General features: G+C 61.5%; 11 protein-coding genes. 3 read left to right on the top strand and 8 right to left on the bottom strand.

Annotated features, from left to right (window positions below; all coding sequences use genetic code 11):
• Positions 1-38: 38 nt before the first annotated feature.
• Positions 39-926: an LOG family protein gene (locus AC2S2E_RS00725; protein WP_476104240.1), complete on the top strand. Its 888-nt coding sequence runs from the start codon at positions 39-41 to the stop codon at positions 924-926.
• On the opposite strand, the gene thiD is transcribed toward AC2S2E_RS00725, so the two are convergent.
• From thiD to glmM, 3 genes are all read right to left on the bottom strand, one after another.
• Positions 890-1,807 (bottom strand): bifunctional hydroxymethylpyrimidine kinase/phosphomethylpyrimidine kinase, encoded by a 918-nt coding sequence (gene thiD, locus AC2S2E_RS00720; protein WP_486523374.1) that lies wholly within the window; start codon positions 1,805-1,807, stop codon positions 890-892. The two genes, AC2S2E_RS00725 and thiD, sit on opposite strands and share 37 nt — an antisense overlap.
• The gene (locus AC2S2E_RS00715; RefSeq protein WP_476104238.1) at positions 1,804-2,028 is read right to left on the bottom strand and encodes a DUF1272 domain-containing protein; all 225 of its coding nucleotides are present in this window, start codon (positions 2,026-2,028) and stop codon (positions 1,804-1,806) included. Before AC2S2E_RS00715 ends, thiD begins: the two co-directional genes overlap by 4 nt.
• A gap of 223 nt (positions 2,029-2,251) precedes the next feature.
• Entirely contained in the window at positions 2,252-3,592 is a 1,341-nt protein-coding gene (gene glmM / locus AC2S2E_RS00710; RefSeq protein WP_476104237.1) for a phosphoglucosamine mutase, read from the bottom strand.
• A 169-nt stretch (positions 3,593-3,761) separates the two neighbouring features.
• On the opposite strand from glmM, the gene AC2S2E_RS00705 reads away from it, so the two are divergent.
• Positions 3,762-5,042 (top strand): dicarboxylate/amino acid:cation symporter, encoded by a 1,281-nt coding sequence (locus AC2S2E_RS00705; RefSeq protein WP_486523373.1) that lies wholly within the window; start codon positions 3,762-3,764, stop codon positions 5,040-5,042.
• Between the two features lie 9 nt (positions 5,043-5,051).
• Here AC2S2E_RS00705 and AC2S2E_RS00700 read toward each other — a convergent pair whose 3' ends face one another.
• Both AC2S2E_RS00700 and AC2S2E_RS00695 read right to left on the bottom strand, forming a co-directional pair.
• A complete protein-coding gene (locus AC2S2E_RS00700) occupies positions 5,052-5,630 on the bottom strand; it encodes a sigma-70 family RNA polymerase sigma factor (protein ID WP_476104235.1) in 579 nt (192 codons plus the stop codon).
• The gene (locus tag AC2S2E_RS00695; RefSeq protein WP_486523372.1) at positions 5,627-5,869 is read right to left on the bottom strand and encodes a NepR family anti-sigma factor; all 243 of its coding nucleotides are present in this window, start codon (positions 5,867-5,869) and stop codon (positions 5,627-5,629) included. Before AC2S2E_RS00695 ends, AC2S2E_RS00700 begins: the two co-directional genes overlap by 4 nt.
• 158 nt (positions 5,870-6,027) lie before the next feature.
• On the opposite strand from AC2S2E_RS00695, the gene AC2S2E_RS00690 reads away from it, so the two are divergent.
• Entirely contained in the window at positions 6,028-7,713 is a 1,686-nt protein-coding gene (locus AC2S2E_RS00690; RefSeq protein WP_486523371.1) for a CHASE domain-containing protein, read from the top strand.
• Here the strand turns inward: AC2S2E_RS00690 and AC2S2E_RS00685 are convergent.
• From AC2S2E_RS00685 to AC2S2E_RS00675, 3 genes are all read right to left on the bottom strand, one after another.
• Entirely contained in the window at positions 7,704-8,477 is a 774-nt protein-coding gene (locus AC2S2E_RS00685; RefSeq protein WP_486523370.1) for a response regulator, read from the bottom strand. The two genes, AC2S2E_RS00690 and AC2S2E_RS00685, sit on opposite strands and share 10 nt — an antisense overlap.
• Positions 8,478-8,741: 264 nt before the next feature.
• On the bottom strand, positions 8,742-9,893 hold the full coding sequence (locus AC2S2E_RS00680) for an N-acetyltransferase (protein WP_486523369.1): 1,152 nt from the start codon (positions 9,891-9,893) through the stop codon (positions 8,742-8,744).
• A 117-nt stretch (positions 9,894-10,010) separates the two neighbouring features.
• Positions 10,011-10,895 (bottom strand): sterol desaturase family protein, encoded by an 885-nt coding sequence (locus AC2S2E_RS00675; RefSeq protein ID WP_476104230.1) that lies wholly within the window; start codon positions 10,893-10,895, stop codon positions 10,011-10,013.
• Positions 10,896-10,994: the final 99 nt, after the last annotated feature.

Raw genomic sequence — 10,994 nt, 5'->3', positions numbered from 1 at the left:
TCGCTACAAAGCTGGATTGGAAGATATACGAGCAGAAGATGACAGAAGAAGAAAAACGTCTTTCCCGCCGTTTTTATAAGGCCGAGCAGGAAGCCGGCTTTGTTGAAAAACACGAAACCCACACCGCCCAGACGCAAAGCGCGAGCTACAAGCTGGCATTTCGCGACACCGAATTCCTCCTTCGTGAAGAATTACGTCCGGTGCGGTTTCAGCTTGAACTGCTGAAAACCGAAATGCTGATGGAAGAAGCCGGCATCGGTTCGACGCTGGTCTGTTATGGTTCGGCGCGTATTCCCGCCCCGGAAAAGGTCGAGGAAAAGCTGGCCGCGGCCACCACGCCCGAGGAAAAGGCGATTGCCGAGCGACTGGCCGCCAATGCGCGTTATTATGACGAAGCGCGCAAACTGGCCCGCATCGCCAGCCAATGCGCCATCGTCGAGCAGGGCAAGCGTCAATTCGTGATCTGTTCGGGCGGCGGCCCCTCGATCATGGAAGCGGCCAATCGCGGCGCATCCGAAGTGGGGGCCGAGAATATCGGGCTGAACATCGTGTTGCCTCATGAACAGGCGCCCAATCCCTTTGTCACGCCGCGGCTTGCGTTCCAATTCCACTATTTCGCGCTGCGCAAGATGCATTTCCTGCTGCGCGCTCGCGCCGTGGCGGTGTTCCCCGGCGGGTTTGGCACGTTCGATGAATTCTTCGAACTGCTGACCCTGATCCAGACCGGCAAGATGAAGCCGATCCCGATCCTGCTGTTCGGCGCGGAATTCTGGAACCGGGTCGTCAATTTCGAGGCCTTGGTCGAGGAAGGCGTGATCAACCGGCGCGATCTGCAACTCTTCACCCCTGTCGAAACCGCCGAGGACGCGTGGGAACACATCACCGGCTTTTACGGGATCGACTGTTTCCCCAAATTTGCGGAGTGATCAGAGCCTGACGGCCTGACGGCCTGATGCAAAGCTTGATGCCCAAGCGGCCCATGGCCCGCGCCGAAACCCGGCGCGGCCAGCAGGGCGGCATGAACGAAATCGCCCGCGCGTTTGACGGCTTCGACCATGCTCATCCCTTGCCCCAGCCCGGTGGCAATCGCGCTGGCCAGCGTGCAGCCGGTGCCATGGGTGTGGCGGGTGTCGATACGGGGATGGTGGAACTCCCATTCCTGCCAGCCTGCCTCGGCATCCAGCGCGTAGAGGCAGTCGAAAATCAGATCCTCAGTCCGGGCATGGACCGGGCTACCGTTCTGGTTGGAGCCATAAAGAAAGCCACCGGGCCGGTGCCCTCCTTTGGCCAGAATGGCTTTGGCGCCATATCGAAGCATCAACGCCTCTCCGGCCTCTCGCATGCTAAATTCATCACCAATGTTCGCGTGGCCGGAAAGCACTTCCAGTTCCGGCAAATTCGGCGTGGTGAGCGCCGCCAGCGCCATCAATCGGCCAAAGGCGGCGATGGTTTCGCTATCCGCCAGAATACCGCCGCTCGTGGCGATCATCACCGGATCGAACACCACGGGCGCATCGATCTTTTCCAGCCGGTCGGCCACGACATGCGTGATCGCCGCGCTGCCTAACATGCCGATTTTGACCGCATCGACGCCGATGTCATCAATGCAGGCGTCGATCTGCGCGGCCACCATGTCGGGTGAGAGCGGTTCGACCGCAAAGACCCCGCACGTGTTCTGGGCCGTGATTGCGGTGATCGCGCTCATGCCATAGCCGCCCAGCATGGTGATCGTTTTCAGATCCGCCTGAAGCCCCGCGCCGCCGCTGCAATCCGATCCGGCGATGGTCAGAATCCGGGCAGGCTTCATCCCTTGAAATGCCGCACCGTCGAGGGCGGGTTCTTGGCATGATGCTTTTTCGCGCGCGTAGGGCGGTCCATCAATTCACCGCCGCAATTGGGGCACAGATCGTCCAGTTCCTCGGTGCATTCGGCACAAAAGGTGCATTCAAACGAGCAGATAAACGCGCCGGGGGCCTCGGCCGGGAGGTCGCATCCGCATTTTTCGCAATCGGGGCGCATTTCGAGCATTGTTTTGGGTTTTCCAAAAAAAGGTATGAGCAGGGGATCTAGACCCCCTGCACCCCCATTACTGTCATTGTTGCGTCACAGGTTCAACCTTGGCGCAACGTCGCTGCGCCGCAGGCTTTATAAACCGCTTCGTGGATCATGTCATATGGCAGGCCATACGCCACCCCAAAACGGGATTGCAAAGGGTCGAGACCCTTTGCCCGCCGGAGGCAAGCTTACTACCTTACGCCGCCGCCGCCTTCACCGCATCGCAAATGGCATCCACCACCTGCTCGACCTCGGCCGCATCATCGCCCTCGGCCATCACGCGGATGACGGGTTCGGTGCCCGAAGGCCGGATCACCAAACGACCACGCCCGGCAAGCTGCGCCTCTGCATCGGCAATGACCTTTTTCACGCTCTCGGCCTCCAGCGGCTTGCCGCCAGAAAAACGCACGTTTTTCAGCAATTGCGGCACGGGGTCGAACAGGTGGAGCAATTCGCTCGCCTTCTTGCCCGATTGCACCAGCGCGGAAAGCACCTGAAGCGCGGCTACGGTGCCATCGCCGGTCGTGCCATGGTCCAGCATGATCATGTGGCCCGACTGTTCGCCGCCGACGTTGAACCCGCCTTCCTTCATGCGTTCGAGCACATAGCGGTCGCCGACCTTCGTGCGCTCAAGGTTCAGGCCCAGCCCGTTCAGGTAACGCTCCAGCCCCAGGTTCGACATGACCGTGGCCACCACGCCCCCGCCGCGCAATTCGCCGCGTTGGTGCAATTGCGTGCCGATCAGCGCCATCAATTGGTCCCCATCGACCGTCTGGCCCATTTCATCGACGACAATCAAACGGTCCGCATCGCCGTCCAGCGCAATGCCGATATCCGCGCCCGACGCGACGACGGTTTCCTTGATGAGATCCAGATGGGTCGAGCCGCATTTGTCATTGATGTTCTTGCCATTGGGCGACACGCCGACCGCGATCACTTCCGCGCCCAGTTCCCAGACCGCCGAAGGGGCCACCTGATAGGCCGCGCCATTGGCGCAATCGACGACGATTTTCAGGCCATCAAGACGGATGTTATGCGGCACCGAACCCTTGACCGCGTGGATATAACGCCCGCGCGCGTCCTCAATGCGGCGCGCCCGCCCGATCTGCGGACTGTCGGCCAGAGGCAGCGCCTGACCCAGCATGGCCTCGATCGCCAGTTCGTCCTCGTCCGACAGTTTGAACCCATCCGGCCCGAACAGCTTGATGCCATTGTCCTCGTAAGGGTTATGGCTGGCGGAAATCATCACGCCCACATCCGCGCGCAATTCGCGCGTCAACAGCGCCACGGCGGGCGTCGGCATAGGGCCAAGCAGAACGACATCCATGCCCACGCTGGTGAAACCCGCCACCATCGCATTTTCCAGCATATAGCCCGAAAGACGTGTGTCCTTGCCGATCACGACGCGGTGGCGATGTTTGCCGCGCAGGAAATGCGTACCGGCGGCCTGTCCCACCTTCATCGCGATTTCGGCGGTCATCACCCCGGCATTGGTACGTCCGCGAATGCCATCGGTGCCGAAAAACTGTCGTCCCATTCGTCTATCCCTAAACCGAATCCGTCTTTTCGCGCATGGCGAAGCGCCGCTTATCGGCCATGCTGAACTGGGCATGGCATGTGCAGCCTGCCTTGCTATGTGACGGCATGAAGTTAATGTCACGCAAACAATGGTTAATTGAGACCTTGCTTAATTCATGGGGTGTTCCTTGACGGATCAGGTTGGACCGCAGGTCGGGCAGGCGGAAAAGGGTGGTTTCAACCTGCCCGAAATCCGTGTGGCATCGCTGGGGGCGTTGATTGCATTGGCTGCGGGTTTGGTGTGCGGCCTTGTTTTGTCGCAATTTCCCGCCGCCATGCCGGTAGCCAAGGTGATCGAGCCTTTGGGCACTTTGTGGCTCAAAGGGTTGCAGATGACGATTCTGCCGCTGGTGGTGGCGCTGTTGGTGCTGGGGTTGGTTCAGACGGCGGCGGCGGCGCGGGCGGGGGCCATGGCGCGGCGGGCGATTTTCTGGATTTTGGGATTCTATCTGGTCAGCGGGGCGGTGGCCGTGGTGGTCATGCCGCTGTGGCTGGAAATGTGGCCGATTCCCGGTGCGGCCGCTGGTGCCCTTGCGGGCAGCGCGACGCAAAATGCGGGGCCTGTGCCGGGCCTGTCGGAATTCCTGCTGGCGGTGCTGCCGTCCAATATCGCCTCGGCCGCGGCCGGGGGCGAGATGTTGCCCGTGGTCGTGTTCTTTGCCGTTTTTGCTCTGGCCATGGGGCGGCTGCCCGATGGGCCGCGCCAGCATATGATAGGTTTTTTTGAAGCGCTGGCAGGCATCATGATGGTGATGATCGGCTGGGTGCTGTCGATTGCGCCGATTGGTGTTTTCGCGTTGGCGCTGGGGCTGGCGGTCAAGACGGGGACGGCGGCGGTGGGCGCGTTGGCGCATTATGTCGCGCTGGTGGCCGGGATCGGCGGCCTGGTGCTGCTGGCCGCGCCGGTGATTGCGGTGGTGGCGGGGCGCATGGCGCTGGGCCATTATCTGCGCTCTATGTTGCCGGTGTCGGTGGTGGCGCTCTCCACGCAAAGCTCGCTGGCCAGCCTGCCCGCGATGCTGTCGGCCTGTTCGCGCCTTGGCATCCGTTCGTCCAGCGCGGAATTCAGCCTGCCGCTTTGCGTTGCCCTGTTCCGCGCGACGGGGCCGGCGATGAATCTGGCGGTGGTGATCTATGTGGCGCATCTGACGGGAACGCCGCTGGGCATGTCGGCCATGCTGGCGGGCATTGCCGTGGCGGCGCTGACCGAGCTTGGTACGCCTTCCTTGCCCGGATCGATCAGCTTTGTTCTGTCCATCGGGCCGGTGGCGATTGCCATGGGTGTGCCGGTCGGGCCATTGGCGTTGTTGGTGGCGGTGGAAATGTTGCCCGATCTGATGCGTACTTTGGGCAACGTCTTTATGGATGTGGCCGTGACCAGCAGCGTGGACCGGGCAGGGCGGGAATAGCGCCCGCCCTTATTCCTTGGGCGCGATCCGGGCGAGTTCGGCCATAAGCGCCTGACTGCTCTGGCTGGCATTGCCGCGTGTGGGCAGTTGCCCTTCCTCGATCATCGCGTTCAATTGGGCGCGGCCACGCCCGACGCGGCTTTTGATCGTGCCCACCGCGCATCCGCAAATCGCGGCGGCTTCCTCATAGGAAAAGCCGCCCGCCCCCACCAGCAACAGCGCCTCGCGCCTTTCGGCGGGCAATTCCATGAGCGCGCGCGACAAATCGGCCAGATGCAGCGGCGCCTCTTGCCCCGCAGGCGTTGTCATGATGCGGTCCACCTGCGCCTCGTCATAATCGGCGCGAAAGCGGTTGCGGCGCATTTCGGTGAACCACGCATTGCGCAGGATCGTAAAAGTCCACGCCCGGATCGATGTGCCCGGCACAAACCGGTCCCGCGCCGCCCATGCGCGCAGCAGCGTATCCTGAACCAGATCATCGGCCAGATCGGGCCGCCCGCAAAGCCCGCGTGCAAAGGCGCGCAAATGCCCCGCGACCTGGGTTAATTCGCGTTTGAAATCGGGGGGCTGATTGTCGGGGCTGCTCATTCGGTGTCGCGGTCAAGCCGGGACAAGAGGTCGGACAGGAAATCGGGCAGCGGTTCATCGACCACTTGTTGATACATGTCGCGCAACGGGGCTGCCCATGGCGGCGCCTCGTCCGATGTGGATTTTCCGGGCTTGGGGGCATGCTTTTCCTGATCCACGGCATCAGGTGTTATGGCAGGATTTTGCGAGACGATATCGCCCGAAATATTTGCCTCTTCTGGCTCTTGCTTGCGATTCACATCAACCTGCCCAATTTGAGCGCCCCCGCCCAATCCACATATCGCGCATAATCACGATGGGACGGGAACGAAGCTTGCCCAGCTTGGTTCCCACACGCAACCGTTTGTTGCATGATGACGTTGCAAAGTGGCACAATGCGCGGCGTAAGGGGTGGGTTTTGGATCGTATCGTGGCGCATCGGGTGGGTTCGCAAGGTTGGTATGAACGGATGCCGCGGGCCTTGCCTATGGCCGGTTTCCTGCTCGTGATGCTCGCCACGTCGCTTTATGTCTATGCCACCGAACGCAGCGAAGCCGCCCAGCGACAGCAGGAATCGCGCGCCGCTGCCAATGTGGTGGGCGCGGCCTTGGGGCGGCGGGTCAATGCACATACGGCCTATCTGCGGGCCGCCGCGTTGCTGCTGGAAAAGCGGTATGACATGACGCAGGCGCAATTCATCGCCCTGTCGCAGGAATTGTCCGAGGATGAGGAATATCGCGGCTCTGAAGGTATTTCATGGGCCGAGGCGATCACGCCTGAACAGATCCCGGCGTTCGAGGCCGCGCGCCGGGCCGAAGGTCTTGAGAATTTTACTGTCCACCCGGCGCCCGCGCCCGGCACGAGGCTTTTGACGCCGGTCACCTATCTGGGCGATCCGACGCCGCGCCGCCGCCTGTCCTATGGTTTTGACATGTACGCCGAGGCGCAGCGCCGCACCGCCATTGAACGCGCCAGACGAGAGCGCCGCCCGATCGGAACCGGCCCGATCCGGCTGGAAATGGACAAAGGGCGCCCAAGCTGGCCCGGTTTTCTGATCTACATGCCGCTGTTCGATCGCGGCGCGGGGCGTTTTCGCGGCGTGCTGGGCGCGCCCTTCAACGCGCAGGTCTTTTTGCAGTCGGTCATCGATCTGGAACCGGTGAAGAATTTCTCGGTCTCTCTTTATGACGGGGTGGTGCGGCCGGAACGCCTTCTGGCGCAGGTCGGGCCGACTCAGGCGGGGGAAGGTCAGGTGCAATTGCCGGTCATGGTGGCCCACCGCGCGATGGTGGTGGTGGTGCGGCCACCGGCGGGGCCGGGTCTATCAAAAGTGGCGATTACGACATTGGCGCTGGGGTCGTTGGTGGCGGGGTTGCTGGCGGGCATGGTCTGGCTGTTGGCGCGACAGGCGGCCGAGGATCGCGCCTCTTTGGCATGGCTGCGTGAACAGGCCTCGATCCGGGGGATGCTCAGCCGGGAATTGAACCACCGGGTCAAGAATACTCTGGCCAATGTGTTGTCGATCATCGCGCTGACCCGGCGGCGGGGCAGCGATCCATCCTCACCCGCGCTCAATGAATTTGCCGATGCGCTGGAGGGACGCATTCGAGCGCTGTCGGCCACGCATGACCTGTTGATCGCCAGCAATTGGGGGACAACGCCCTTGCGCGGGGTGATCGAGGCGGAATTGGCCCCCTATGCGCGGGGGGATGACGGCAAAGTGGTGATGAGGGGGCCGGATGTCGTTCTGGCGCCCAATGATGCGCTTTCGCTGGGGCTGGCGATGCATGAATTGGCGACCAATGCCAGCAAGTATGGTGCCTTGTCGGTCCATGGCGGATGCGTGTGCATCGATTGGGCGCTTTTCGGTGCGGACCGGGTTCAGGTCATCTGGAAAGAATGCAACGGCCCGCCCGTTCCCGCCGAGCGTCAGCGCGGTTTCGGCACCGAATTGATCGAGCGCATCCTTGTCCATGAATTGGGCGAGGAGGTCGATCTGGATTTTGCGCCCGATGGCGTGCGCTGTACGATGATCCTGCCGCTGCGATCACCCGCGATGTTTCAGATGCGCGCCAAACAGACGCAGGCCGCCGATCAGGCCTGAGGTGGCTGATGGAAGAACAGCGCCTGCGCCATGGCGGCCTGCACCGCGTCCTCACGAAACGGCTTGGTGATCAGCCATGTCGGTTCCGGCCCGTCGCCGGTCAACAGCCTTTCGGGAAAGGCGGTGATGAAGATCACCGGCACATCGGCAATCGCCAGCAGGTCGGCCACCGCATCCAGCCCCGATGATCCATCGGCCAGTTGTATATCGGCTAGCACCAGTCCCGGCACGCCATCGGCCATCAGCTTTTGCGCCTGAGTGCGCGTTGCGGCGGTGCCGAAAATTTCATGACCCGTCGTTGAAACCAGCGCTTCAAGCTGCATCGCGATCAGCGGCTCATCCTCGATGATCAATACGCTGGTCGCGCTGTCGCGGGCGATCTCGGCCACCGCGCCCTTGGCCAGAGCTGTCGTTTCCTCGGTGGTGAGGTCAAGGATGGTGGCGGCCTGATCGGGCGTGAAATCCTCAATCGTGGTCAGCAACAAGGCCTGACGAGCGAGCGGTGCAATCCGGCCCAGCCGGACATCGGCGGGATCGGTGCTGTCAACATGGGCCGGGGCAGGGCGCCCGGCGAACAGGTCGGCAAAGGCACGATAAAGCGGCAGGCGCCCCCCGCTCAGGCTGGCGCGCAATTCCGGCTGCGACAGGGCGGTTTCCAGCAGGCTGCGTACAAGGCCGTCACCTGCCTGCTGATCCCCGGTCAGCGCGCGCGCATAGCGCCGCAGGAACGGCAGATGCGATGCGATTTCAGTTCCCAAAGGCATATCGACCCTCAAAAGCGGCTGTATTCCCGCGATTTTCTGACGCAATCGGCGGTTTGTCGACGGGCTATCCTAGCCGTTCCCATCTTTTGTGCCACCGTTTGCGTTGTCGCGAAAAAAAATTTCAATTTTCGGGAACCAACGTCGATGACCGTGGTTTCCTCTATGTCACTGCTGCAGACCCCCCTCCCGTCCTAAGCGCGGCGGTGACGCGATCCCGTGAAGGCCCTTGCTCCCCCCAGAGCAAGGGCCTTCTAATTTTACGGATCACAGGTCCTTTTGATAGATCTGATATTCCTTGTTCACGGTGGAATGGATTTCACGTGCGATGGAATTCATGCCCTGATTGTCGTCAAGGATCCAACCGATCTCGCCCCGGCTGGCGCCATAGTTGGCGACAGAATTGCGGCGGATATATTCGATCATCATAAAGGCCAGCTGGCTGGCCATGCGGCTGGATTGCAGGCGTTTGCGCACACCCATCAAAGGCACGCGCATCGTGCGGACCTTGGGCCGCCAGATCCACAGCAGCAGCCGGATCCAACCCAGCGGCGAGGGCTTGGGGCCGATCTTCTTCAGGATCTCGTTCATATCGGGCAGGGTCATCATGAAGGCGACCGGTTCGCCATCATATTCGGCAATTTGCACCAGATCGGATTTCACCAAAGGCTTCAGCTTCTTGCCCGTATAGGCCACTTCGCTGTCAGTGATGGGAACGAAACCCCAATTGTCGCTCCACGCATCATTCAGGATGTCGAGGATGATCGCGGCTTCTTTGTCAAATTCCTTGAGGTTGACGCCGCGAATGTTGATGCGCGGGTTCTTCTCGCCCGATTTGACGATGCGCTGGATGAGCGGCGGGAATTCCTGTGTGATGTCCAGCTCATAAGTGTTGAGCATCTTGGCAGGCGTGTAACCGGCGGCCTCGATCCAGGGCTGGAACTTGGCGTTTTGGTGGCCCATCATGACCGTCGGCGGATGGTCGTGGCCCTTGACCAGCAGGCCCGGCTCTTCCCAGACGGACAGGTTCATCGGGGCGACCACGCGCGTCATGCCCTTGACCCGCAACCAATCCTCGGCGCTGGCGATCAGGATATTGGCGATTTCCTGTGTTTCGGCCTCCAGCGCGCCCCAATTGCCGGTGCCCGGACCCATGCCCTGTTCGACGGGCTGGCTGGTGGCCTGATGGTCGATGATGGCGGCGATACGGCCCACAATCTGCCCCCCGCGCTTGGCCAGCAGCAATTGGCAATCGGCATGTTCGTGAAAAGGGTTGCCGCCGGGCGTGACCTTTTCGATCTCTTCCATCCGCAATTGAGGCACGAAATTGGGGTCTGCGGCATTGGCCACATAGACGTAATCGACCCATTGCGCGCGCTCGGCCTTGGTTTTGGCGGGCGTGATGGTGATCGCGGTCATCGAAAGGTTCTCCCTGGTACTCTTGGGCGATTGTGTAGCGAGGGCGTTCAGGAAGAAAAGAAAAATGCGAGGGGTGGGCGCCCCTCGCATCGTGTTTTCGTGCCTGATGTGCCGGGTTCAGGCTTCGGTGTCCATCCCCACCGCTTCGGCGGCATGGGCCAGAATCTGTTCCCCGGTCGGCGCCTTGGCGTCGGCGGCCAGCTTCTTGGCATTGGCCAGAGCGCGGCGGCGCGGATGGTCGCTGGCGATGCCGCCCGACAATTCCTTTACCCAGGGATATTTCTTGGCCACTTCCTCGGTATATCCCAGGTTGAACACCGTGGGGCTGCGGCCCGGGCGGTCCTTCTTTTCATAATAGGTGCCCAGAATGTGGTCCCACATGTAATTGGTGATGCCGAAATTGCCGTCTTCATCGACATAGTGATGTTCGTTGTGGCGCTGCTTCATGTGCTGCACCCACTTCCACTTTGGCTTGAAGGCCAGATGCTGGATGCAATGCATGAATTCATAATAGCAGGTGGTCAGGATGCCGATCGAAAAGGCCAGCGCGGCCCCGCCGATGCGGTGGCCATCTTCGGCAATCAGCGCGCCAACCGGGGCCGTCGCGATAAAGATCGTCGGCACAGTCGTGTGCAGCGCGCCGAACAGAACCTCCAGATGGTTGGGGTCCTGATGGTGGTCATAGTGGATGCGCTTCCACGTGCTGGCCAACAGCTTGAATTTATACGGCCACTGACCATGCAAGATATATTGGTGCAGCAGGTGCCACACCAGCGGATAGACCGCCGCCGCCGCCGCCACGATGGCCACCGCGCGCCACAGGCCCGTCGGGTTCCACGCGAAAACGACAAAGCCCGCCGTCGCCAGCGCCAGATAGGCCACGATCGTGTAATGCTGGAAATAGGCAAACACCAGATCGCGCAGGGTCATGCGGTCCAGATAATGCGATCGCTTCCAGAAAGGCAGCTTGGCTTCATCGATGGCGGCGTTGTTGGTGGCCACTTGGTCGTTTCCTTGAAAGTCTTGGCGCATATTTAAGTGTCGGGGCCATGCTGGGCAAGCACCTGTGCCCATCAAGGCAACAGGTGCCCGGCTGATTGT

Source organism: Novosphingobium sp. 550D, from assembly GCF_057401885.1.
Note: the sequence above shows the minus strand (reverse complement) of the source record. Positions and strands in the feature narration are given on the sequence as shown.

Excerpts from the sequence above, each read along its gene's own strand:
- AC2S2E_RS00725 (WP_476104240.1), top strand. The coding sequence starts at position 39 with ATGACAGAAGAAGAAAAACGTCTTTCCCGCCGTTTTTATAAGGCCGAG.
- thiD (WP_486523374.1), bottom strand. The coding sequence starts at position 1,807 with ATGAAGCCTGCCCGGATTCTGACCATCGCCGGATCGGATTGCAGCGGC.
- AC2S2E_RS00715 (WP_476104238.1), bottom strand. The coding sequence starts at position 2,028 with ATGCTCGAAATGCGCCCCGATTGCGAAAAATGCGGATGCGACCTCCCG.
- glmM (WP_476104237.1), bottom strand. The coding sequence starts at position 3,592 with ATGGGACGACAGTTTTTCGGCACCGATGGCATTCGCGGACGTACCAAT.
- AC2S2E_RS00700 (WP_476104235.1), bottom strand. The coding sequence starts at position 5,630 with ATGAGCAGCCCCGACAATCAGCCCCCCGATTTCAAACGCGAATTAACC.
- AC2S2E_RS00685 (WP_486523370.1), bottom strand. The coding sequence starts at position 8,477 with ATGCCTTTGGGAACTGAAATCGCATCGCATCTGCCGTTCCTGCGGCGC.
- AC2S2E_RS00680 (WP_486523369.1), bottom strand. The coding sequence starts at position 9,893 with ATGACCGCGATCACCATCACGCCCGCCAAAACCAAGGCCGAGCGCGCG.